Here is a 22,156-nt window from a genome sequence, read left to right on the forward strand (position 1 = left end):
CGCTGTCCGCCCAGCCGCCAACCGGAGCGCAACATGACCCTGTCCATTACCGGAAAATCCGCCGAAAAGCGTGACGCCTCGTCGGCCCGGCCGCCGCGCCGCGCCGTGCCGCGCGCCAAGCAGTTGTTCCAGGAATTGGTGGATAGCCCGCTAAGCGATATGGCGCGCGATGTGCGGCGCGGCCTGCCCGCGCAGATGGTGGACGACGCGGCCGATTTCCTTCAGGTGCCCAAGTCCGAAATCATGGCCATTACCGAAGTCAAAGCGGCGTCGCTGTCGCGTTGGACCCGCGAAGGGCAGATGCTGCCGTTGGGGGAATCCGACCGCCTGGCGCGCGTGGCCCGGGTGGCGCGTGTGGCGCGCCAAGTGCTGGGCAGCGATGAAGAAGCGGTGCAATGGCTGAACACTCCGGTGCCCGCGTTGGGCAACGTCAAGCCCTTGTCACTGCTGACGTCCGACGCCAGCAGCCGGATCGTGGAGGACACCCTGGCCCGGGCGGCGGCGGGCGTGTACGCATGAGCGACTTCATTTCGCTGTGGCGCATTGGCACCACGGCGGGAAAATACCGCGCTGACGACCTGAGCGGCGCGGGGGCGGCAGCGGTGGGCGGGCGCTACAACAGCCCCGGCACGGCGGTGGTGTACACGTCGGCCAGCGTGGCGCTGGCGGTGCTGGAAACCGTGGTGCATTTTGCCGCGCGCGCATCCGAGCAGGCCAACCGTTACCTGATTGAAGTGGCGGTGCCACGCGCCGTGCATGATGCGCGCCAGGTGCTCACGGTGGACCAGTTGCAGCGCAACTATCCGTTCTGGGAAGCGGTGCCGTTTGCCGAGGCCTCGCAGACGGTGGGCGACAACTGGGTCGCGTCCGGCGTGTCCGCAGTGCTGGAACTGCCCAGCGCGATCGTGCCGTATCGCGGGGTGCCCGACTGCAATCTGCTGATCAACCCGGCGCACCCGGACGCCGAGAACATCGTAGTGGTGCGTCGCGAACGTTTCGTTTATGACCCACGCCTGAAAGCGGCGTGAACGGTGCCTAGCCGCAAAAAAAGGGAGCCCCGTGAACTGACCCCCGAAAGTTGGACGTAGATCCAACCTTTCGGGGGTTTTTTACATGGCGAAGTACGACGAGCAGTTCAAGAAAAAGGTGGTGAGGGAGTGTCTGGGAGGCGCAGAGGGTGTTAAATCGGTGGCGGCTCGATATGAGCTGGCACATTCAATGGTGCGTCGGTGGGTCGGGAGCTATCGCGAGCAGGGCGTTGCAGGCCTGCGCCGGAAATCGGGTTCGTACAGTGCGTCCTTCAAACAAGCCGTGCTGCTGAGGATTCGGCGCGAAGGACTCTCTGATACGCAGGCAGCAGTGCTGCACGGGATTCGAAGTGCGTGCCACATTGCGAAGTGGCGCGCCCAGTATGATTCCGGGGGTATAGAGGCGTTGGCGCGCAAGCGCCCAGGAGCGACCATGCCGCATAAGTATCCCCCAGAGCCGGTGTCCAAGGACATGACCAAGGAAGAACTCGAGCAAGAGCTGGCCTATCTGCGCGCGGAGAACGATTACCTAAAAAAAATGAAGGCCTTAATCGAAGCGGAGAAGACCCGGGCGCTCGTTGGAAAGCGCAAGTGGTCCAAGGATTGAGGTCTAAGCATCCGCTCGCGCTATTGTTACGCGCAGCCAACCTATCGCGCAGCACGTTCTACTACCACCTGAAGACGTTGGGTGCCATGGATCCGTATGCCGAGCTCAAGCAGCGCATCGGCGCGGTCTACGCACGTCATAAGGGCCGCTATGGCTACCGCCGGATCACGGCGGTGCTGCGCCAGGCAGGTGAACGGGTGAACCACAAAACGGTTCAGAAGCTGATGCAGACGCTGGGCTTGAGGTCGCTGGTGCGCGCTAAGAAGTACCGCTCGTACCGGGGGCAGTCGCATCACGTGGCCGCCAACGTGCTGGCGCGCGACTTCGAAGCCGCACGCCCGAACGAGAAGTGGGTCACTGACGTGACCGAGTTCAACGTGCGCGGCCAGAAGCTGTATCTGTCGCCGGTCATGGACCTGTACAACGGCGAGATCGTGGCCTACGAGACCAGCCGCCGGCCGGTGTTCCAGATGGTGGGCAGCATGTTGAAGAAAGCGCTGGCGCGGCTGCTGCCCGATGATCGGCCTGTCTTGCACTCCGACCAGGGTTGGCAATACCAGCAGCAGAACTACCGGCGAATGCTGGCAGATCGATCGGTCACGCAGAGTATGTCACGCAAGGGCAACTGCCTGGACAATGCCGCCATGGAAAGCTTCTTCGGCACGCTCAAGGCTGAGTTCTTCCACCTGAACCGCTTCGAAAGCATCGACCAGTTGCAGGCCGGCATCCGGCGGTACATCCATTACTACAATCACGACCGCATCAAGCTCAAGCTAAAAGGCCTGAGTCCGGTGCAATACCGAACTCAGGCCTTCGGGCTTTAGCTGACCGTCCAACTTCTGGGGGTCAGTTCACCGGGGCTCCCTTTTTCATGGCGCGGCCAGCCCGTCAATCGTTGGTCAACACCGCGCGGCCGACCACCTTGCCGGCCCGCAGCGCGGCCAGCACGCTGTCGGCCTCGGCCAAGGCGTGGCGGTGCACCGGCATCGGCGGCACCTTGCCCGCGCGCACCAGTTCCATCAGCTCTTGCAATTCGGCCAGGTTGCCGACGTAGCTGCCGATGATCGACATCGCCTTCATCGGGATCAGCGCGATGGGCCACGACGATGCGCCGCCGAACAGGCCCACGATGATCAGCTTGCCGCCCTTGGTCAGGAAGTCGAACGCCAGCGACGTCGTGGCGGGCGCGCCAACCAAATCGATAGCGGCCTGCACCGGCTTGCCGCCGGCGGCCTTGATGATTTGCTGCGCGGCGTCGGGCGCGGCGCCATCAATGGCGGCCAGCGCGCCGGCGTCCAGGGCTGCCTGGCGCTTGGCCGGGTCGATATCGACCACGATGGCGCCGGCGCCGCCCAGGGCCTTGATCAGTGTCAGGCTCATCAAGCCCAGGCCGCCCGCGCCGAAGATCACCACGGGATGCTCGCGGTATACGTCCGCGCCGATCTTCTTCAGCGCGGAATAAGTGGTCAGGCCCGAGCAGGCATAGGGGGCGATCTGTGCCGGTTCCAGGTCGCCGATGTCGATCAGGTATTTAGGGTGCGGCACCAGGATGTGGTCGGCGTAGCCGCCGGCGCGATGCACGCCCAGGCAGGCCGGCGCGCTGCAATGGTTTTCCATGCCCGCCTGGCACGGTGCGCATTTTCCGCAGCCGATCCACGGGTACACCAGGTAATTCTTGTCGCTGGACAGGCCCTGCGCGTCGGGTCCGGCGGCCGCCACGCTACCCACGGTTTCATGGCCCATGGTCAGCGGCAGCGACACGCCGCGATCTTTCAGCGCCAGGGTGCGCCCCTGGCCCAGGTCGTAGCCGCCTTCCCACAAGTGGATATCGCTGTGGCACACCCCTGCGGCGCGAACCTTCAACAGCACCTGCGTGCCTTGCGGGGTCGGCGTGGGTGCGTCCATTTCCTGCAAGGGTTCGCGAAAGTTCACAACGCAATAGCACTTCATGGAAAGGTCTCCTTCGTGGTTTTTTATAGCCAGCAGACTACACCCGGGCGCGGGGGAACGATATTCACTTTTTTACCAGGGGGCATTCGCTGTCGGCCAGGGATACGAATACCTTGTCGCCCGGCACGGTGGACAGGATGCGGTAGAAGTCGCCGGGGTACTTGGATTCGGCGGGCTTTTTCACTTCGACCAGATACAGGTCCATGATGACGCGCCCGTCTTCGGGGCGGATGCGGGCGTTCTTGATGAGCTTGGTGGTGATGGGCAATTCGCGCATCTTCTTGTTGACCGCGGCGCCCTCAAAGGTGCCCGCCGCCTGGGCGGCCTGCAAATAGTGGGTGGTGGCCACGTAGCTCAGCGCCTGCACGATGGAAGGCGGGCGCGTCACGCCCATCTTTTTCTGCCAGCGCTGCGTCCAGGCGCGGGTGTCGTCGTCGGCGTCCCAATAAAAGCCGGTGGGAAAGGTCAGCCCTTGCGCTACCGGCAAGCCCATGGCTTGCACGTCGTTGATGAAGGTCAGGAACGTCAGCAGGCGCTGCTTGCCGCCTGTCAGCCCAAATTCCTGCGCCTGCTTGATCAGGTTGACCAGGTCGCCGCCCGCGCTGGCCAGCCCCACGACGTCCGCCTTTGATGCCTGCGCCTGCACCAGGAACGATGCAAAATCCATGGCCCCCAGCGGGTGGCGCGTACTGCCGATCACCTTGCCGCCCGCGTCCTGCACGAAGCGGCTGGCGTTGCTTTCCAGGGACTTGCCGAATACGTAGTCGGTGGTGATGAAGTACCAGGACTTGCCGCCGCCCTCGACCACGCTTTTGACCACGGCGTTGGCAAGCGCGTAGGTGTCCGGCGCCCATTGCGTGCTGAGGTTGCTGCATTGCTTGCCGCTAAAGTCTCCGGCAAACCCGCCGCTGATCAGCGCCGTGCCGCCTTTTTCGCGAGCCACGCCCTGGGCCGCCAAGCCGGCCGAGCTGGCGCCGCCGTCCACCACGGCAACCAGGCCCTGCGTGTCAAACCATCGCCGCACCAGTGCCGAGGCCACATCGGCCTTGTTCTGATTGTCCGCACCCACGACTTCGACGGTCTTGCCGGCGACCTTGCCGTTGAAATCCTCGACCGCCATTCGCACGGCCATTTCGGAACCCAGCCCGCCCAGGTCCGAGTAAATGCCCGAACGGTCATTGGACACGCCAAGGCGCACGACATCCGACTGGGCATGGGCCGCGCACGCGGCCATCGTGGCGGCCAGGGCCGCCAACAGGGGTTTGATACGCATCTGTCTGTCTCCCCGACCCTTTGCCGGGCCGTATGGTTTGAATTTTTGGTGTTGACGCGGTACCGCTGACGGGCTGCCGGACCCGGCTGAAAAGGAATTCCTATTGGTGAAAGATAATTCCTGTGCAAGAATTTAGGTTCGCCCATATGAAAAGTCAACATAGTGGAATACCTAGCAGATTTGCACTTTTTGCGACGGTAAATCCGCACAGGGGTCGCCACCATGGAAGTGAAACTTGTAGCCCGCACGCTGGACTTGATCGAGCTTTTTGCGCAGGCGCGCCGGCCCATGCCGCTAACCGAATTGGCACAAGGGCTGGGCGCGCCCATGTCCAGTTGCCTGGCGCTTGTGCGCACGTTGGTGGCGCGCGGCTATCTGTACGAAGTGCGGCGGCGCGGCGGCTATTACCCCACGGCGCGGCTGCAAGCAATGAGCGCGCTGATACAGGCGGGTGACCCCTGGCTGGAACAGGTCCGGCCGCATCTGCTGGCATTGCGCGACGCGGCCAATGAGACGGTCATGCTGGGCAAGATCCAGGATGGCGCCGTGGTGTTCCTGGACGTGGTGGAATCCACGCAACCGGTGCATTACGCCGCGCGCCCCGGCGAGCGCCGGCCGCTGCACACCAGCGCGGTGGCCAAGGCGGTGCTGGCGCGCCTGCCGCCCGCCGAGCGCGACAGCGTCTTGGCCAGCGTCAGCTACGCCAGCCACACGGAACGGACCTTGACCACGCGCGACGCCTTGCTGGCAGACATTCTGCAAGTGCAAACGCGCGGTTGGGCGGCCAACGTGGGTGAAAGCGTGGCTGACCTGACGGGGCTTGCCGTGGCGCTGGATCTAGGCGGGGAATGGTACGCGCTGTGCATGGCCGGCCCGACCCCGCGCGTGTGGGAACGGCGGGATCAGAACCTGGCCTATCTGACGGACGTGGCCGACGCCATCAGGCGGGCGCGCGCGGGGTAGGGGGTGTTAGCAGCGGGGGGTGTACATCCGGGCTGTCGGCAGCGGGCGCAGCAGCATCGGGGCAGCAGCAGCGGCGCACCAGCAGCGGCGCACCAGCAGCGGCGCACCAACAGGGATGCGTCAGGCGGCGGGCCTCAGCTGCCCCGGCGCATCAACGTCGATTTGCCGAACAGGCTTTCGATCAAGTCCACCGCGACTTCGGCCGTCTTGTTGCGCACGTCCAGCGCGGGGTTCAGCTCCACCACGTCCAGCGAGCGCATCAGGCCGGTGTCGGCAATCATTTCCATGCACAGCTGCGCTTCGCGGTAGGTGGGGCCGCCGGGCACCGTTGTGCCCACGCCGGGCGCGATGTCGGGGTCAAGAAAATCGACGTCAAAGCTCACGTGCAGATGGGTGTCGGCATCCAGCCCGGCCAGGGCGGTTTCCATGGTGGCGCGCATGCCCATTTCGTCCAGATAGCGCATGTCGAACACTTCCAGGCCGGCTTCGTGCACCAGGCGCTTCTCGCCCTGGTCCACGCTGCGTATGCCGATCTGGCGGACCCAGCCGGCTTCGATATCGGGCGTCTGACCGGACATGCCCGTGATCTGCGCCGGTCCGTACCCACACAGGCAGGCCACCGGCATGCCGTGGATATTGCCTGTGGGCGTGAGCGCATGTGTGTTGAAATCCGCGTGTGCATCCAGCCATAAAACGCGCAGCTTTTTGCCGGACTCGCGGCAATGGCGCGCCACGGCGCTGATGGACCCGATGCCTAAGCAGTGATCGCCGCCCAGCAGAATCGGCAGGCGGTTCAGCGTCAGTTCGGCATAGACGGCATCGTGTACCACCTGGTTCCAGGCCGCCACTTCCTCCAGATGCCGATAGCCGTTTTCCGGAGGCAGCCACGGGTTGGCCGGGCCGTAAAGGTTGCCGCGATCGATCACTTCAAAACCCTGTGCTTCGATGACGGGGCCCAGGTTGGCAACCCGCAAGGCCTCGGGGCCCATCGACGCGCCGCGTGCGCCCGCGCCGATGTCGGTAGGCGCGCCGATCAGGGTGATTTGGGTGGGCAAGCTGGCGGAGGTGTGCAAGTGGTGGACTCCGGTGGGGTTCATCATGGCGGATAGTAACGCGCGCCTTGGCCGGCTGCTGCACAATAGCGCCTGCGCCGTCACGTCGATACCGATCACGCCGGCCGATTCTTCATGACTTCTGGATGGCTCTCATGCTTTTGCATTCCTTGCTTTCAACGTTGACGCGCGGCGCTACCGTGGCGGCCTTGTCCGTGGTGCTGTGCGCCACCGCCGCCGCCCAGGAAAAGCCCTTGCGCATTGGCGTCATTCCCAGCGTGGCTAACGAAGCCACTGAAATTGCCATTGCCCAGGCCAAGAAAGAAGGCCTGGACGTGAAGCTGGTGGAATTCAACGACTGGGTGTTGCCCAACATTGCCGTGGCCGACGGCTCGGTGGATGCAAACTTCTTTCAGCACGAGCCATTCCTGCAACTGTTCAACCAGCGCCGGGGCGCCAACCTGACGCCGATTGCCTATGGCTATTCGACCACCATCGGCCTGTTCTCGAAGAAGCTGAAAAAGGGCGACACGGTGCCCGACGGCGCCACCATTGCCGTGCCCAACGACCCCGTCAATACCGGCCGCGCCTTATTGCTGCTGGAGTCGATCGGGCTGATCCAGCTGACCCCGGGCGTGGCGCACCAGGCCACGTTGCAAGACGTGGTGGCCAACCCCAAGCGCTTGAAGTTCGTGCAGATTGAAGGCTCGCAGTCGGCCCGCACCTTTGACGACGTGACGGCCTCGGTGACGTACACCACGTTTGCCAAGCAGGCCGGGCTGAACGAAAAGGACGGGCTGGCGTTCGACAATACGGACCCGGCCAGCATCCGCCGCTACGCCATCCGCTGGGTGACCACGCCCGACAAGGCGCAGGACCCGCGCCTGTTGAAATTCATTTCGATCTACCAGAACTCGCCCGAGGTCAAAACGACCCTGAAGCGTCTTTACGGCGACCTGATCAGCTTCCCCTGGTAAGGTGGCCTGCGCGGCTGCCCGGGGGCCGCTTGTGTGGCTTGTGTGGCTGGTGTGGCTCGTGTGGCTTGTGTGGCCCCTTGGGTCGCAGACCGCGTGGCAGCCCGTCTGCCGCCTACGCCGCAGCCTCGCGCCGACCTGCGCGCCGCCCGTTCAGGCGCCAGTGCAAACCCAGCGCTGCCACGCCCACGGCGGCCGCTGCGCACAGGCCCAGCGCTTCAAAGCCCATATGCGTGTACAGCGTGCCGGCCACTGCCGTCCCCACGCTGGCGCCCAGGTAGGTGGTGCAGGTGTTCAAGCCCAGCACGGCGCCGCGCTCGTCCGGCCGGGCGCGAGACAGCAGCAACACCAGCAGGTTCAGGCTGATCTGCGAGGCCGCGCCCCACAGCACGGCAAGCGCCAACACCGCCGCCAACGCGTGCGCGGCGGGCAGCAACACCAGATACACCAAGGCAATCGTGGCCAGGGCCAGCGGCAACGCGCGGCGCGGTCCCAACCTTTCGATCAGCGGCGCGCCGGCAAAACCCGCCAGCATGAAGCCCGCGCCATAGGCGAAGGCAATGAAGCCGACCTGACCGGCCGACAGCGCCAGCAAGGCCCGGACGTGGTCGGCCAGAAACGCGTACACGCCATAGAACGCGGACGAGAACGCCAGGCAGGCCAACAACAGCACCGGCACATCGCGATAGGACAGCGGCGCCAGCAGCCGCGACAAGCGTAGCGGCGCGGCGTTCTGCACGCGACGCTCGGGCAGCTTGCGCAGGCCAAGCAGCGCAATCGTGGCGCACAGCGCCAACGTGCCATACGTGGCGCGCCAGCCGACGGCATCCGAGATCAGCGCGGACAAGGGCACGCCCGCCACCAGCGACACCGACCACCCCGCGATCACGCGGCCCAAGGTGCGCGCCTCTTGGCCCGCGGGCGCCACCAGCGACGCCGACCCGTAGGCGGCGGGCAGAATCACCCCGGCGGCGGCGCCGGCCAAGGCTTGCGCGGCGGTCAGCACCAGCCAGTGCGGCGCCGTGGCGGAAAGCAGCAGGGCGGCAATCAGCACCAGCATTGCGCCCAGCAGCGAACGGCGGATGCCGATGCGGTCGATGCGACCCGCCAGGAAGAAGGCGCTGGCGGCGGTGGCTGCGCCGTAGGCCGAAATGGCGGTGCTGATGGTTAACGCCGAAGTCGAAAAGGACTGCGCCACATCGGTCAGTATCGGACTGAGCGCCAGGCCGTTAGACCCGACCACGCTGACGGCGAACATCAGGGCGGGTACGGACGACGCCTGCTTCGAAGTTTGATTGCCAGGATTTTGCATGCGCCGAATTTTATTGGAATAAAATAAGGGTTTACGCCGATAACTCCTTATTCCATAAAAGTTCAAATGCCGTAAGGCAGAACTTGATTCCGATGCCAGACCTAGACGATCGCGACAGAAAACTATTAACGCTGCTGGCTGGCGACGCTACCCCCAGTTACGCCGAACTGGGCAAGTTATTGAACCTTTCCGCCCCGGCCGTGCATGAACGCGTCAAGCGCTTGAAGCGCGACGGGCTGATCAAAGGCATTGCGGCCCGCCTGGACGGCGCGCGTATTGGCCGACCATTGCTGGCTTTCGTGCATGTGGACACCGCCAACTGGAGCATTACGCAGCAGGTGCTGGACCTGGCCGAACTGACCGAGGTGGAAGAGATCCACACCATCACCGGCAAGAGCGCCATGCTGTTGAAAGTGCGGGTGCGCGACACGCAGGCGCTGGAATTACTGCTGGCGCGCATCCATCAGATAGACGGCATCACCAACACCACCAGCGATATCGCGCTGACCAGCTATCTGGAACGCGGGCCGCTGCCCGACAATGCGGCGGAAGTGGCGGACTAGGAAGCACCGGGAGAGGGCGGCGTGCAGGGGGGGGGCCGCGCGCGCTGGCAGAACGTGAAGGCAGAACGGGACGGCAGAACGGAGCGGCAGAACGTGACGGCGGAACGGAGCGGCCAAACGTGACGGGCAAACGTGACGGCCTAAGCTGACGGCCAAACCTGACGGCCGAGGCTCACTACGCCGGCCGCGCCACCCGCAGCCGTAGCCGCGTGATTTCGGACGGCGCGCCCAGCCGCTTGGGCGGGCCCCAGTATCCCGTGCCCCGGCTGGTGTACACCCACATCTTGCCCAGGCGATGCAGGCCCGCCGTGTAGGGCTGCTGAAAGCGCACGAAGAAACCCCACGGAAAGAACTGGCCGCCATGAGTGTGCCCGGACAACTGCAAGTGATAGCCCAGCGGTTGCGCGGCGGCGGCGCTGCGCGGTTGATGCGCCAACAGGATGCGGGCGCAGGCATCGGGCGGCGCGCCTGCCAGCGCGGCTTTGGGGTTGCTGCGCTGCTGCGGATCGAACGCACCGGCGCTGTAATCCGTCACGCCGGCCACCACCACGGGCAGGCCCGAGGGGTGAATAACAGCATGCTCGTTCAACAACACCCGCAGTCCTATGCGCCGGAATTCGGCAATCCAGGCCGTGGCGCCTGAATAATATTCATGGTTTCCGGTCACCAGGTATACGCCGTAGGGGGCGCGCAAGGTTCCTAGCGGGCTGGCCTGATCGGACAGATGCTCGACGCTGCCGTCCACCACATCGCCGGTGATGGCGACCATGTCCGGCAGCAATTCGTTGACGCCATCCACGATGGCTTGCACATAGCGTTTCTTGATGGTGGGCCCGACGTGGACATCGCTGATCTGCACGATGGTGAACCCGTCCAGGTCTTGCGGCAGGCCGTCGATGGGGACGTCCACATCAACCACCCGTGCCCGGCTGCGCGCGTTGTAGAAGCCGACGAGCGTGCCCGCCAATGCCAGCCCGGCCACCGCCCACGCACTGTAGCGCCGCACGTCGGCCCACGGCAGGTCGGTATTAGCCAGCCACGCCACACCCCAGGTCACCAGCAATGCCGCGTCGCGAATGACGGTCAGCACGAACAGGGACGAAAACAGCCCCATCGCCAAGAGGCCGACCCATGCAATGCGGTCGCCCCAGGGCGGGTTGATGGAAGAGCGGGCCAGCATGCCCAACGGAATCAGGATGCACGACAGCAGCAAGCCGATGATGGCGGCGGCGGCGCCGGCGGCGGACAGTTGCGCGTCGGGAATCAGGCGCGCGCCCACATAGACATGGGCCAGGGCGCCCAGGGTCAAAAAGCGCAGGAAGAACGAGGATTGGCGTAGGGACACGGCGGGCGCGGGGCGGGCAAGGGAAACGCCATTCTATGCCGGGCCGTGGGCTTAAGACGCGCCGGCAGCCGTTGCGTCGCGCCACAGCAAGCCCGCGTTCATCTCGTGCACGCTATTGATGCCCAGCATTGCCATGTTGCGGTCCACTTCGGCGCGCAAAAGATTGATGGCGTGGGCGACACCGGCCTGACCACCCACCGCCGCCGCGTAGTTGAACGGCCTGCCCACGAACACGAAGCTCGCGCCCAGCGCCAGGGCCTTGAGCACATCGCCGCCGCGCCGCACGCCGCTATCCATCATCACGGTCATGTCACCCGCCGCGTCCACCACGCCGGGCAGCGCGCGCAGCGGCGAGATCGCGCCATCCAGTTGGCGTCCGCCATGGTTCGACACGATCACGCCGTCCACGCCATGCTGCCGGGCCAGCGCCGCATCTTGCGGATGCAGGATGCCCTTGATGATCAAGGTGCCCGGCCATTGCCGCCGGATGCGGGCCACATGCTGCCAGCTGAGGTGATCGCGCGCGGTGAAGTCGCGCAATACCGACGCGGATACGATCGGCGCGCCGCGCGTGGCGAACGAGTTTTCAAAGTGCGGCATGCCGTGCGCCATCAGCGTGCGCAGGAACGTGCCCGCCAGCCAGCGCGGCCGGGTCAGGCCGTCCCACGCCAATCGCAAGCTGGGCTTGAGCGGCGTAGAGAAACCGGTGCGGACATTGTTTTCTCGGTTCGCGGACACCGGAATATCCACAGTCAGCACCAAGGTCTCGTAGCCGGCGCGCCGGGCGCGTTCGACCAGCGCGTCGATCTTGGCCGGATCGCCCGGCAGATAGGCCTGGAACCAGGTGCCCGGCGCTTGCTGGATGACCTCTTCCAAGGGGATCAGCGAGGTGCCGCTGAGAATGGCCGGAATGCCGGCGTCGCGCGCGGCGCGGGCCAGCACCACGTCGCCGCGATAGGCCGACAGCGCGCTGATGCCCATCGGCGCAATGCCGAAAGGCGAGTCGTAGCTGCGTCCGAACAACTCGGTGCGCTGCGTGCGCTTCGACACGTCGACCAACACACGCGGCGCAAAACCGTATTGCGCGAACGCGCGTCGGTTGTCTTGCAGGGATTGATTGTCTTCCGCCGCGCCCGCCACGTAGCCGAAGATGGGGCGGGGCAGGCGTCGGCGCGCAGCGGCTTCAAAATCGTCCAACGACAGCATTCGGGCCAGCGCGCGCGGCAGCGGCTGTGCGGCAGTCGCCGCCGATGGGGCGGGCGGAGCGGCCGAGGTCATGGCTGCGTTGCCCGCCGAGGTGTCGGCAGGAGTCGTAGTCAGCGTGGATGTCGTCATGGCAGTAGGGCGTCGGAAGAAAGACTGGACCTGGGAAAGTCCGTAATCTACCGACGCAGCATGACTGCGAAAAGCGAATAAAAGGCGACGAACTTATTCGCTTTTAATGAATGACCCAGCCAGGGTCAGCGCATTCAACGATGCTTGGGCAGGGCCAGCAGTTCGCCCATGCGCACCGGGCCCAGCACCGACGGCGTGTCGGCCCACCGGATCTGGTCCGGGCCGAACAAGACGATGGCGGTGGACCCCAGCTTGAACCGGCCCATTTCCGCGCCTTTTTCCAGATGAATCGGCGCGCGCGCGGCGGCGTCATAGCGCACCGCTTTCACGCGGCGCTTGTAGGGCGTGACCAGGCCGGCCCACACGGTTTCGATCGACGCAACGATCATCGCACCCACCAGCACCAGCGCCATCGGACCATGCTCGGTATCAAAGATGCAGACCACGCGTTCGTTGCGCGCGAACAGGCGCGGCACGTTGCGCGCCGTCAGAGGGTTGACCGAGAACAAGCGGCCCGGCACATGGATCATTTCGCGCAGCGTGCCGGCCACCGGCATGTGCACGCGGTGATAGTCCTTGGGCGACAGGTAGACCGTGGCAAATTCGCCACCTTGAAACGGCGCGGCTCGCTCAACGTCGCCGCCCAGCAGGTCAACCAGGCCGTAGCTGTGGCCCTTGGCCTGGAAAATGCGGCCTTGCTCGATGGCGCCCAACTGGCTGATGGCGCCGTCGGCCGGACAGAGCACGGAACCGGGTTCGTCGTCCAGCGGGCGAGCGTCGTCTTTCAGCGCGCGCGTGAAGAAGTCATTGAAGCAGTCGTAGGCCAACGGGTCTTCTTGCAGCGCTTCGCGCATGTCGACGCCATACTTGCGGACAAAGCGCGAAATCATCCAGTTCTTGACCGCGGGTTCCCGGCAGTCTGAGGCGTATCCGAAGAAGCGCGACACCAGGTGATGGGGCGCAAGATACTGGCTGGCGAGAAATAGTTGGTCTTTGATCGTCATCTACGAGCGCTGAAAAAACGCGTCCCGCGGACAGCGGGACGTGGTTGAAGGCCGCCTCGCAAACGACGCATCAAGGACGCGTGCGGGCAATTCGCGGGATTGTATCGCGATCAGGCGGCTTTGGCGGCCAGTTTGGTTTTGTAGAGCCAGTCCTTGTAGTCGTCCAGGTCGCCATCAAACGGACGCACGGCGCCGTCGGCCACGATGATGAACTCATCGGTGGTGGCGCGCAGCAGGTGGCGGTCGTGGGACACGAGCATCAAGGTGCCTTCGAATTGCGCCAGCGCGGTAGTCAGCGCTTCACGCGTTTCCAGATCCAGGTGGTTGGTGGGCTCGTCAAGCAGCAAGAGGTTGGGGCGCTGCCAGACGATCAGCGCCAACGCCAGGCGCGCCTTTTCACCGCCGGAGAACGGCGCGATCGAGCTGGTGGCCATGTTGCCGTTGAAGTTGAAGCTGCCCAGGAAGTTGCGCAGTTCCTGTTCGCGCACCGTGGGCGCCAGCTTCGTCATGTGCCACAGCGGCGATTCGTCGTGGCGCAGCATTTCGACCTGGTGCTGGGCAAAGTAGCCGATGGACAGGCCCTTGTTGAATTGCGTGTCGCCGGCCAACGTGGTGAGGTCGCCGGCGATGGTCTTGATGAACGTGGACTTGCCCGCGCCGTTGATGCCCAGCAAGCCGATGCGTTGCCCGGCTTGCAACGAAAAGTTGATGCCGGACACGATGATCTTGTCGGACACGGCCTGCGTGTCTTCGCATTCCACGCGGTAGCCCGCGCTGACCTTGTCCATGGTCAGCAAGGGGTTGGGCGCGCGCAGCGGCTCGCGGAATTCAAACGAGAATTCGGCGGCGGCACGCAGGGGCGCCATCTCTTCCATGCGGGCCAGCGCCTTGATGCGGCTTTGCGCCTGGCGTGCCTTGCTGGCCTGGGCCTTGAAGCGGTCGATAAAGGATTGCAGGTGCGAGCGTTGGCGCATCTGCTTTTCCATCATGCCTTGCGCCAATTCCAGCTGCGCGGCGCGCTGGCGTTCAAACGACGAATAGTTGCCCGAGTAGCGGCGCAGTTTGCGTTCGTCGATATGGACGATGACGTTGACCACGCCGTCCAGGAAGTCGCGATCGTGCGAGATGACGATCAGCGTGCCGGCATAGCGCTTGAGCCAGTCTTCCAGCCAGATGATGGCGTCCAGGTCCAAGTGGTTGGTGGGCTCGTCCAGTAGCAGCAGGTCGGACGGGCACATCAGCGCTTGCGCCAGGTTCAGGCGCATGCGCCAGCCGCCGGAAAAACTGGTCAGCGGCAGGTGCATCTGTTCTTGCGTGAAGCCCAGTCCGGTCAGCAGTTGTTCGGCGCGCGAGTGCACGGTGTAGGCATCGGCGTCGGCCAGCGCGGCGTAGATGTCGCCCATGCGCAGGCCGTTTTCGGCGCTTTCCGGTTCGGCTTCCAAGGCGGCAAGTTCGGCTTCCAGCTTGCGCAAGGTGACGTCGCCGTCAATCGCGTATTCGATGGCGGGGCGGTCCAGCGCGGGGGTTTCCTGCGCCACGTAGGCCATGCGCCAGCTGGACGGGTAGTCCAGGTCGCCCTGGTCCGCGTGCAGCGTGCCGCGCAAAAGGCCGAACAGGCTGGACTTGCCGGCGCCGTTGGCGCCGATCAGGCCGATCTTGTCGCCGGGGTTCAAGAGCAGGTCGACCTTGTCGAGCAAGGGCTTGACGCCGCGCATGAGTGAAACTTGTTGGAAGCGGATCATGAATCTTGGGGCAGGGGGTGGCGCGGCAAGCGCGCGGCGTGGCTCCCGCCACAAGGGGCGGCGCAAAAAAGGGAACCGGGCGAGTTCGCGCGCAAATGCCTGGGTGGCCGGCGCCGCCGCCAAAGGCAGCGACAAAACATCGGCAAGACAATAACCAAACAGCGGCAGGACAGCGGGCGCGAATAGAAAAAAGACACGCCCCAGGGTAGGGGCGTCGTCCAATCGTGGGCGCTATTGTACCGGGCCGCGCGCCTTGGCGCAGCCGGCGCTGTGCCGTGAGCAGGATTCGAGGGGGATCCCGGCCGGATTCACACGTGTTTTGCTCTGATTGTTGCGGCAAAACAGCAGCATATTGCCCGCGTGCTGGCTTTGGGTCGCCAGAAGCGGGCTATGCGCCCGCGATGGCGGCAGCCAAAGCCAAAACGCGCTCGGCCTCTTGCGCATGCAGGTTTTCAACCAGCGCCCCGTCCACCACGGCCACGCCCAAGCCCTCGGCCTGGGCGGCGCGCCACGCGTCCAGGCGCTTGCGGGCAAGCGCCACTTCATCGTCGGTCGGTGCAAACGCCGCGTTGGCGGCCGCGATCTGCTTGGGATGTATCAGCGTCTTGCCGTCGAACCCCTGGTCGCGCCCCTGGCGGCAGGTGGCGGCGTAACCGGCGTCGTCGTGTAAGTCCAGATGCACGCCGTCCAGCACCGCCAAGCCGTGGGCCCGCGCGGCCATGACGGCCATCGACCGCGCCAGCAATGTTTCTTCGCGGCCAGGGGTATGGCGCGCGTGCAGGTCCTTGACCAGGTCCGACGTGCCGACCACGATGGCGGCCAGCCTGGGGTGGCCGCCCGCAATGGCGTCCAGGCGCAGAAAGCCCAGCGGCGTCTCGGCCATGGCCCACAGCGGCAGATCCGGCGGCGCGCCGGCGGCATCCAGCGCGTCGGCCAGGGCGTGCAGCTGCGCGGAGGATTGCACCTTCGGCAGCAGCACGGCGTCGGCGCCGGCCCGCGCAATGGCTGCTACATCGTCCAGCCCCCAGGGGGTGTCCAGCGCGTTGATGCGCACGATGCACTCGCGCCGGCCATAGCCGCCCGCCGTCAGCGCCGCGGCCACTTGCTCGCGCGCCTGGGCCTTGGCATCGGGCGCGACGGCGTCTTCCAGGTCAAGAATCAGCGCGTCGGCGTCCAGGCTGCGGGCCTTGTCCAGCGCACGCACGTTGGCGCCGGGCATGTAGAGGACGGAGCGGCGGGGGCGGATGGCAGAAGTCATGAAATCGGGAAGGATCGGCTCAGGGTTTGGAATTGCCCACGACCTGCACGGGCGTGGTGCAGACATAGCCTACGCCGTACACGGTCCGGATGCCCATGTCGCCGCCCGCCAGCGCGCGCAGTTTGCGGCGCAGGCGATGCATGTGGGCGTCCAGCCTGTGGGTGTCGTAGGCGTCGACGCTGGCGCCTAGCGCTTCGACCAGCCGCCCGCGTGACAGCGGCAGCGGCGCGGCCTGGATCAGCGCGCCGATCAAGCGGCATTCGGTGTCGGTGATGTCCACGCAGACGCGCTCGGGCGAAACCAGCGTGCGGCGCGAGGGATCAAAACACCACGCATCGGATTCGGCATCGTGCATGCCTGTCGCGGGCACCACGCGCAGCCGCCGCGACAACGACACCAGGGTGGCGCCCAGTTCGGCCAGGTTGACGGGCTTGGTCAGGTAATGGTCGGCGCCCAGGCTCAGGCCGGAAACCTTGTCTTCGCTGAGCAGGCGGCCGGTCAGCATGATGATGCCCATCGACGGATAGCAGGTCCGCAGATGCGCAATGCGGGTGAAGGCGTCGCCGTCGGGCAGCATGGCGTCCAGCACGAGGATGCCCGGCGTGACGGTCAGCAGCAATTGGTCCAGTTCGGCCAGCGATCCCGCGGTCAGGATGGCTTTGTCCAGCCCCAGGTCCTGGATGGTCTCGACGATGGTGTCGCGCCAGTCACCGTGATCGTCGACAACGATGATGGTCACGGCGGGGTACGCGCCGGCGTACGCACGTGACGCGATCCAAGGGCAAGCACGCGGGTGGCTGCTGACATGCTGTGGCTATATGTTTTGGGAAAAGAGTCCGCTTGCGCGGGCACGTGGCCGGCCAGATACGTTTCGTATCGTGGCGCCTGCGGAGAATATCACCAACGACGTTGCGGCGGCGCGGCAAACGTGGCGGATGCCATCCGGGCGGCGCCAAAACCGTGCCTGATCAAACTTTGCGCAGCCCGTTGCGCATCCCCCAAAAGGCCGCCCACCTTGCATCGGCGGCTGCCTTATCCACAGAAATTGTGGATAAGGCGCTACCGGCTGGCGCCATCCGATTTATGTAGGCAGGTATTCGATCGGCACGCCCGCCGGCACCTTGCGCATGCGGTCGCGCTCGATGCGCGCCGAGGCGAAACGGGTCTTGCGGGCGGCCGCATTTTGCAGCAACACCGACAACACCGATCCCTTGTCCTGGATCCATTGCGTTTTGCCCCGCAGCAATTTCATCGCGCTCTCGGCGCTGCCCAGGCGGTACGACATGGCGTTGATCTGCACCGAGGTCTTGCCGTCGAACGCCGCGGGCTCGTGTTCCGTAATGGCGGCGGCGTCCAGATTGCTGCTTTCGTGATCCACACGGTAGATGAACTTCAAGCCGCTGTGCGGGTCTTGCACCACCAGCAGCTTTTCGGAGCCGGAAATATCGGACAGCATGCCGATGACCGGGGATTCAACCAGCTGGTTGCCGCGCTGTTCTTCGGTGTAGATGAATACGCTGTGGCGCGATACGGAAAGGGCGGCGGGAATAAGGGGAGAGCTGTCCATACCTGACTTGAAAGTGGCGGCCCGGACAACGGCGTCCGGCAATCTGAAGAGGCTGGCGCGTACGGTCAACGCGGCCATGCCGACGCGCATGATACCAATTGTTTCAGATGTTTGCCGAAGCAGCGGGAATTTGATGAGGGGAGCGACGAGCGCGATTCTACGATGCGCGTCGCTTGCCGAACATGGGGGCGCAAGCGCAGAATTCGGCGCATGAAAACAGACGTTGTGGTTCTGGGCGCGGGCATAGTCGGCGTCAGTACGGCCCTGCATCTCTTGGCGCGCGGCCGTTCGGTGGTGCTGCTGGACCGAAAGGGGCCTGGCGAAGAAACCAGCTATGGCAACGCGGGCCTGATCGAACGGGCAAGCGTGATTCCGTACGCCTTTCCCCGGGATTGGCGCAGCCTGTGGCGCTATGCCCGCAACAACACGCCCGACGTCAGCTACCACGTGCGCTTTCTGCCGCGCATTGCGCCATGGCTGCTGCGTTATTGGTGGCATTCGTCGCCAACGCGGCTGGCGCGTGCGGCCGAGGCGATGCTGCCGCTGATCGAGCGCAGCGTGGCCGAGCACGACGCGCTTAAAGACGACGCGAATCTGGCGCCGCTGTTTCGCCGCAATGGCTGGATTGACGCCGCGCGCACCGAAGCCGGCCTGGCGCAGGCAATCGCCGACGCCGAGGCGCTGGCGCCGTATGCGCTGAACTACCGCGTACTGGACCGGCAGGCCTTGACGGCGCTGGAGCCGTCCCTGTCGGCGCGGGCGGTGGGTGCCGTGCATTGGCTGGACCCCGTCAACGTGTCGGATCCCGGCGCCGTCACGCGCGGCTACGCGGCGCTGTTTCAACAACGGGGCGGACAACTGGTACGCGGCGACGCCCGCACCCTTCAGGGCTCGGGCGCCGGGCGTTGGCAGGTGCAGGCCGACGACGGCCGGATCCAGGCGCGCGATGTAGTGGTGGCGATGGGCCCGTGGTCGCTGGATATCCTGCGGCCGCTGGGCTACCGCATTCCCATGGCGGTCAAGCGCGGCTATCACCAGCACTTTGCGCTGGACGCGGGCGCGACCTTGTCGCATCCGGTGGCGGACATCGACAGCGGTTTTGTGGTGACGCCGATGACGCGGGGCGTGCGACTGACCACGGGGGCCGAGTTTGCGCATCGGGATGCGCCGCCGTCGCCCATCCAGATCCAGCGTACGCGGGTATTGGCTGGGCAATTGCTGCCCCTGGGCGCGGCGGTGGAGCAGGAACCGTGGATGGGTTGCCGGCCTTGCATGCCCGACATGAGGCCGGTGATCGGCCCCGCGCCTGGGCATAAGGGGTTGTGGATGGCCTTCGGCCACGCGCATCATGGCTTCACGTTGGGCCCGGTGACCGGCAAGCTGCTTGCCAGCCTGATCACCGGCCAGACGCCGGACATGGACCCCGCGCCTTACGCATTGCGCCGCTAAGCAAGCGGCAGGGGTGGCGGTGGGGCAGGGCAGTCGCGTTGACGGCCCCCCCCCGTGGGCGTGTGTTTACGCCGTACCGGCCACTTTCAAGCGGCGCTGGCGCACCGCCTGTGCCAGCGTTTCCAGCACCGGTTCGGTCTGGCTCCAGCCCAGGCAGGCGTCGGTGATCGACACACCACGGCGCAGCGGTTGGCCGGGCTTCAGATCCTGGCGGCCTTCTTCCAGATGGCTTTCGATCATGACGCCGGTGATGCGCGCATCGCCTTGCGCCAGCTGCGCGGCGATGTCGTTGGCCACGTCGATCTGGCGCAGGTGCGACTTGTTGGAGTTGGCGTGCGAGCAGTCGATCATGACCTGTTCGCGCTGGCCGGCGGCGCGCAGGGCGGCGCAACAGGCGTCGACGCTGGCTGCGTCATAGTTGGGGCCTTGCTTGCCGCCGCGCAAAATCACATGCGTGTCCTGGTTGCCGCGCGTCTCGAAAATGGCGGCCATGCCCATCTTGGTCATGCCCATGAACGCGTGCTTGGCGCTGGCGGCAACCATGGCGTCGGCCGCGATCTGCACGCCGCCGTCGGTACCATTCTTGAACCCCAGCGGGCAACTCAGGCCCGAGCTCAGCTGGCGGTGGCTGGGGCTTTCGGTGGTGCGCGCGCCGATGGCGCCCCAGGCGATCAGGTCAGCGATGTACTGCGGGCTGAGCAGGTCCAGGAATTCGGTGGCAATCGGCAAACCCAGGCCGCTGATGTCCAGCAACAGTTCGCGCGCGCGGCGCAGGCCTTCGTTGATGCGGAAGCTGCCATCCAGGCGCGGATCGTTGATGTAACCCTTCCAGCCCACCGTGGTGCGCGGCTTTTCAAAGTACACGCGCATGACGATCAGCAGGTCTTTCTTGTGCTGATCGACGGCGGCGCGCAATTGGCGCGCGTAGTCCATGGCCTGGCCATGGTCGTGAATGGAGCAGGGGCCCACGACGATCAGCAGGCGGTCGTCGCGGCCGTGCAGCACGTTGGCGATCTGCGCGCGGCTTTCCTCGACCAGCGTCTGGATAGCGGTGGATACGGGCAGTTCGTCCTGCAGGAGCGCGGGCGAAATCAGGGGACGAACGGCGCTGATGCGGGTGTCGTCGGTGCGCGTGTTGTCCTGGGTCGAGTCGGCCGTGCCGACCTCGCGGTCGTGCTGGGGGTCGTCAATGCGGGTCAAGGGAAGCTCCGTGCCGTGGTTGCGCAAGCTGCGCAAGATGCGTAAAGGCGGCCATTATCGCACCCGCGCGCCCACCCCCGGGCGGCGGGGCGGCGTCCGTCTGGACGAGCCGGTGCGTTGTGCGTGGACAACGGGACGAGGCAATTGCGGCCAGGGTGTTCTTAAACCTACGCCTATCGGCCCGGAAATTGCCTTAGCCCTTTGCCGTCGACGACAGATCGCAAGTGAATGCCGTAGCATGGGAACCCGAACAGAACCAGCGGCCGCCTGCCAGGGCTCGACCTATAAGCTAGGACGAAAACGAATGCCAAAAACCGACGCCGGAGCCGCTCGACGAATTCTTCTCGTTGAAGATCACCCCGTTGAACGTGCTTATCTGCAGAACATGCTGCTGGCGTTGGGATATCGGCGGGTTGCCGGGTTGGGCAGCAGCACGGAAGCGGTTAGCGCGTTAAGCCGGCAGTACTACGACCTGGTCATCAGCGACATCGTGATGAGCGACGGCGACGGCACCCACATGCCCAACGAATTGCGGCGCCTGGTGGATGTGGGCCGGCTAAAAAGCATGCCTCCCATCATCTGGATCAGCAGCCTGAGCGAAGAGCTGTTGCAGTCACATGTACGGCTGGCGCTGCAAGCCGGCTGCCCGTCGGCGCAGGCGCTGTCCAAGCCGGTATCCCGCACGGCCATGCACCAGGCCATCAAGGCTGGGCTTGCCGCCGAGGACGTGACGACGCCCCAGCACCCATCCATCCGCCGCGAAGTGGTCGAGGCCGAACTTGGCCGGGCCTTGATCACGGGCGTGGGCATGAGCGTGGTGTTGCAACCGCAAATGAGCCTGTCCACCGGCAAGGTGCTGGCCGCCGAAGCGCTGTCGCGTTGGGATCATCCCGAGCTGGGCGCCATATCCGCCGTGGATTTTGTGCCGGCCGCGCATCGCCTGGGCATGGATCGCATGCTGTTTCTGCGCGTGACGGATCGCGTGCTGGAGGTGCAGAAAACGCTGCACGCCGAAGGCATCGCCGTGCCCATCGCCATTAACGCATCGGCGTCCACGCTGTGTTCTCGCGATATGCCGGCCGTGCTGGAAAAGCGCGTAGCGCAGGCGGGACTGCCGGCGCGCTTGATCAAGATTGAACTGACCGAGGACGAGCCCGTCAACGATTGGCTGGCGCTGTCTTCCGCGTTGAACCTGCTGCGCGTGCGCGGCTTTGAACTGGCCATGGACGACTTCGGCGCGGGCATCGCCTCGATGCGGCTGTTTTCCGCCATGCCTTTTACAGAACTCAAGATCGACCGGGACTTTATCGTCCACATGCACCGCGAAGCCGCATCGCGCGCGGTGGTGGCCGCGGCCATCGAAATGGGCCGGGTGCTGGGCCGGCGCGTGGTCGCCGAAGGGGTCGAGCAGGAACGCGACCTGCAACTGCTGCGCGAGCTGGGTTGCGACGTGGCCCAGGGCTATGGCCTGTCCATCCCCCTGGAGCCGCAAGCGTTCATCGAATTCTGCCGCCAGCACTGAAGCGGCCGGCGG

Annotated in this window: 20 protein-coding genes; 8 read left to right on the forward strand and 12 right to left on the reverse strand. The window is 65.2% G+C overall.

Going from position 1 to position 22,156, the window contains the following annotated elements; all coding sequences use genetic code 11:
• Positions 1 to 33 precede the first annotated feature (33 nt).
• From KYT87_RS13850 to KYT87_RS13860, 3 genes are all read left to right on the forward strand, one after another.
• Positions 34 to 519, forward strand: coding sequence for an antitoxin Xre/MbcA/ParS toxin-binding domain-containing protein (locus KYT87_RS13850; RefSeq protein WP_046806287.1), 486 nt, complete (start codon positions 34 to 36; stop codon positions 517 to 519).
• Entirely contained in the window at positions 516 to 1,028 is a 513-nt protein-coding gene (locus KYT87_RS13855) for an RES family NAD+ phosphorylase (protein ID WP_120155471.1), read from the forward strand. The genes KYT87_RS13850 and KYT87_RS13855 overlap by 4 nt, the downstream gene beginning before the upstream one ends.
• 85 nt (positions 1,029 to 1,113) lie before the next feature.
• Positions 1,114 to 2,459 (forward strand): IS3 family transposase gene (locus KYT87_RS13860; RefSeq protein ID WP_219992479.1). Its coding sequence is split into 2 segments (ribosomal slippage): positions 1,114 to 1,578 and positions 1,581 to 2,459, totalling 1,344 coding nucleotides; the frame shifts between segments, so codons are not numbered across the junction.
• A 64-nt stretch (positions 2,460 to 2,523) separates the two neighbouring features.
• On the opposite strand, the gene KYT87_RS13865 is transcribed toward KYT87_RS13860, so the two are convergent.
• Positions 2,524 to 3,585 (reverse strand): alcohol dehydrogenase, encoded by a 1,062-nt coding sequence (locus tag KYT87_RS13865; RefSeq protein ID WP_120155474.1) that lies wholly within the window; start codon positions 3,583 to 3,585, stop codon positions 2,524 to 2,526.
• Positions 3,586 to 3,649: 64 nt separating this feature from the next.
• Positions 3,650 to 4,858, reverse strand: coding sequence for an ABC transporter substrate-binding protein (locus KYT87_RS13870; protein WP_046806284.1), 1,209 nt, complete (start codon positions 4,856 to 4,858; stop codon positions 3,650 to 3,652).
• 222 nt (positions 4,859 to 5,080) lie between these two features.
• Here KYT87_RS13870 and KYT87_RS13875 point away from each other — a divergent pair, with 222 nt between their 5' ends.
• Entirely contained in the window at positions 5,081 to 5,821 is a 741-nt protein-coding gene (locus KYT87_RS13875; RefSeq protein WP_219992480.1) for an IclR family transcriptional regulator, read from the forward strand.
• A gap of 134 nt (positions 5,822 to 5,955) precedes the next feature.
• On the opposite strand, the gene rocF is transcribed toward KYT87_RS13875, so the two are convergent.
• Positions 5,956 to 6,921, reverse strand: a complete 966-nt coding sequence (gene rocF, locus KYT87_RS13880) for an arginase (RefSeq protein WP_219992481.1) — start codon at positions 6,919 to 6,921, stop codon at positions 5,956 to 5,958.
• 107 nt (positions 6,922 to 7,028) lie between these two features.
• Here rocF and KYT87_RS13885 point away from each other — a divergent pair, with 107 nt between their 5' ends.
• The gene (locus KYT87_RS13885) at positions 7,029 to 7,850 is read left to right on the forward strand and encodes a MetQ/NlpA family ABC transporter substrate-binding protein (protein WP_120155476.1); all 822 of its coding nucleotides are present in this window, start codon (positions 7,029 to 7,031) and stop codon (positions 7,848 to 7,850) included.
• Positions 7,851 to 7,962: 112 nt separating this feature from the next.
• Here the strand turns inward: KYT87_RS13885 and KYT87_RS13890 are convergent, their stop codons facing one another.
• The gene (locus KYT87_RS13890) at positions 7,963 to 9,159 is read right to left on the reverse strand and encodes an MFS transporter (RefSeq protein WP_219992482.1); all 1,197 of its coding nucleotides are present in this window, start codon (positions 9,157 to 9,159) and stop codon (positions 7,963 to 7,965) included.
• A gap of 92 nt (positions 9,160 to 9,251) precedes the next feature.
• Here KYT87_RS13890 and KYT87_RS13895 point away from each other — a divergent pair, with 92 nt between their 5' ends.
• Complete coding sequence (locus KYT87_RS13895; protein ID WP_219992483.1) at positions 9,252 to 9,722, forward strand: Lrp/AsnC family transcriptional regulator; 471 nt, start codon at positions 9,252 to 9,254, stop codon at positions 9,720 to 9,722.
• A gap of 175 nt (positions 9,723 to 9,897) precedes the next feature.
• On the opposite strand, the gene KYT87_RS13900 is transcribed toward KYT87_RS13895, so the two are convergent.
• The 7 genes from KYT87_RS13900 to KYT87_RS13930 form a co-directional block, all read right to left on the reverse strand.
• The gene (locus tag KYT87_RS13900) at positions 9,898 to 11,067 is read right to left on the reverse strand and encodes a metallophosphoesterase (protein WP_219992484.1); all 1,170 of its coding nucleotides are present in this window, start codon (positions 11,065 to 11,067) and stop codon (positions 9,898 to 9,900) included.
• Positions 11,068 to 11,118: 51 nt separating this feature from the next.
• The gene (locus KYT87_RS13905; protein WP_219992664.1) at positions 11,119 to 12,345 is read right to left on the reverse strand and encodes an alpha-hydroxy acid oxidase; all 1,227 of its coding nucleotides are present in this window, start codon (positions 12,343 to 12,345) and stop codon (positions 11,119 to 11,121) included.
• 191 nt (positions 12,346 to 12,536) lie between these two features.
• On the reverse strand, positions 12,537 to 13,406 hold the full coding sequence (gene asd, locus KYT87_RS13910; protein ID WP_046806279.1) for an archaetidylserine decarboxylase: 870 nt from the start codon (positions 13,404 to 13,406) through the stop codon (positions 12,537 to 12,539).
• A gap of 110 nt (positions 13,407 to 13,516) precedes the next feature.
• Positions 13,517 to 15,148, reverse strand: a complete 1,632-nt coding sequence (locus KYT87_RS13915) for an ATP-binding cassette domain-containing protein (protein ID WP_120155490.1) — start codon at positions 15,146 to 15,148, stop codon at positions 13,517 to 13,519.
• Positions 15,149 to 15,536: 388 nt separating this feature from the next.
• The gene (locus KYT87_RS13920) at positions 15,537 to 16,406 is read right to left on the reverse strand and encodes a CoA ester lyase (protein ID WP_219992485.1); all 870 of its coding nucleotides are present in this window, start codon (positions 16,404 to 16,406) and stop codon (positions 15,537 to 15,539) included.
• Positions 16,407 to 16,425: 19 nt separating this feature from the next.
• The gene (locus KYT87_RS13925) at positions 16,426 to 17,145 is read right to left on the reverse strand and encodes a response regulator transcription factor (RefSeq protein WP_219992486.1); all 720 of its coding nucleotides are present in this window, start codon (positions 17,143 to 17,145) and stop codon (positions 16,426 to 16,428) included.
• A gap of 342 nt (positions 17,146 to 17,487) precedes the next feature.
• On the reverse strand, positions 17,488 to 17,973 hold the full coding sequence (locus KYT87_RS13930; RefSeq protein WP_046806321.1) for a hypothetical protein: 486 nt from the start codon (positions 17,971 to 17,973) through the stop codon (positions 17,488 to 17,490).
• Between the two features lie 210 nt (positions 17,974 to 18,183).
• Here KYT87_RS13930 and KYT87_RS13935 point away from each other — a divergent pair, with 210 nt between their 5' ends.
• Positions 18,184 to 19,422: an FAD-binding oxidoreductase gene (locus KYT87_RS13935; RefSeq protein ID WP_120155498.1), complete on the forward strand. Its 1,239-nt coding sequence runs from the start codon at positions 18,184 to 18,186 to the stop codon at positions 19,420 to 19,422.
• A gap of 66 nt (positions 19,423 to 19,488) precedes the next feature.
• On the opposite strand, the gene KYT87_RS13940 is transcribed toward KYT87_RS13935, so the two are convergent.
• Positions 19,489 to 20,622 carry a 3-deoxy-7-phosphoheptulonate synthase gene (locus KYT87_RS13940; protein ID WP_120155501.1) on the reverse strand — a complete coding sequence of 378 codons (1,134 nt, stop codon included), beginning with the start codon at positions 20,620 to 20,622 and terminating at the stop codon, positions 19,489 to 19,491.
• A 304-nt stretch (positions 20,623 to 20,926) separates the two neighbouring features.
• Between KYT87_RS13940 and KYT87_RS13945 the strand changes: the two genes are divergently transcribed.
• Positions 20,927 to 22,144 carry an EAL domain-containing protein gene (locus KYT87_RS13945; protein WP_104143949.1) on the forward strand — a complete coding sequence of 406 codons (1,218 nt, stop codon included), beginning with the start codon at positions 20,927 to 20,929 and terminating at the stop codon, positions 22,142 to 22,144.
• Positions 22,145 to 22,156 lie beyond the last annotated feature (12 nt).

Origin of the sequence: Achromobacter sp. ES-001, assembly GCF_019448355.1 — a bacterium.
Lineage (GTDB): Bacteria > Pseudomonadota > Gammaproteobacteria > Burkholderiales > Burkholderiaceae_B > Achromobacter > Achromobacter spanius_B.

Excerpts from the sequence above, each read along its gene's own strand:
- KYT87_RS13850 (WP_046806287.1), top strand. The coding sequence starts at position 34 with ATGACCCTGTCCATTACCGGAAAATCCGCCGAAAAGCGTGACGCCTCG.
- KYT87_RS13855 (WP_120155471.1), top strand. The coding sequence starts at position 516 with ATGAGCGACTTCATTTCGCTGTGGCGCATTGGCACCACGGCGGGAAAA.
- KYT87_RS13865 (WP_120155474.1), bottom strand. The coding sequence starts at position 3,585 with ATGAAGTGCTATTGCGTTGTGAACTTTCGCGAACCCTTGCAGGAAATG.
- KYT87_RS13870 (WP_046806284.1), bottom strand. The coding sequence starts at position 4,858 with ATGCGTATCAAACCCCTGTTGGCGGCCCTGGCCGCCACGATGGCCGCG.
- KYT87_RS13875 (WP_219992480.1), top strand. The coding sequence starts at position 5,081 with ATGGAAGTGAAACTTGTAGCCCGCACGCTGGACTTGATCGAGCTTTTT.
- rocF (WP_219992481.1), bottom strand. The coding sequence starts at position 6,921 with ATGATGAACCCCACCGGAGTCCACCACTTGCACACCTCCGCCAGCTTG.
- KYT87_RS13885 (WP_120155476.1), top strand. The coding sequence starts at position 7,029 with ATGCTTTTGCATTCCTTGCTTTCAACGTTGACGCGCGGCGCTACCGTG.
- KYT87_RS13890 (WP_219992482.1), bottom strand. The coding sequence starts at position 9,159 with ATGCAAAATCCTGGCAATCAAACTTCGAAGCAGGCGTCGTCCGTACCC.
- KYT87_RS13895 (WP_219992483.1), top strand. The coding sequence starts at position 9,252 with ATGCCAGACCTAGACGATCGCGACAGAAAACTATTAACGCTGCTGGCT.
- KYT87_RS13905 (WP_219992664.1), bottom strand. The coding sequence starts at position 12,345 with ATGACCTCGGCCGCTCCGCCCGCCCCATCGGCGGCGACTGCCGCACAG.
- asd (WP_046806279.1), bottom strand. The coding sequence starts at position 13,406 with ATGACGATCAAAGACCAACTATTTCTCGCCAGCCAGTATCTTGCGCCC.
- KYT87_RS13915 (WP_120155490.1), bottom strand. The coding sequence starts at position 15,148 with ATGATCCGCTTCCAACAAGTTTCACTCATGCGCGGCGTCAAGCCCTTG.
- KYT87_RS13920 (WP_219992485.1), bottom strand. The coding sequence starts at position 16,406 with ATGACTTCTGCCATCCGCCCCCGCCGCTCCGTCCTCTACATGCCCGGC.
- KYT87_RS13930 (WP_046806321.1), bottom strand. The coding sequence starts at position 17,973 with ATGGACAGCTCTCCCCTTATTCCCGCCGCCCTTTCCGTATCGCGCCAC.
- KYT87_RS13935 (WP_120155498.1), top strand. The coding sequence starts at position 18,184 with ATGAAAACAGACGTTGTGGTTCTGGGCGCGGGCATAGTCGGCGTCAGT.
- KYT87_RS13945 (WP_104143949.1), top strand. The coding sequence starts at position 20,927 with ATGCCAAAAACCGACGCCGGAGCCGCTCGACGAATTCTTCTCGTTGAA.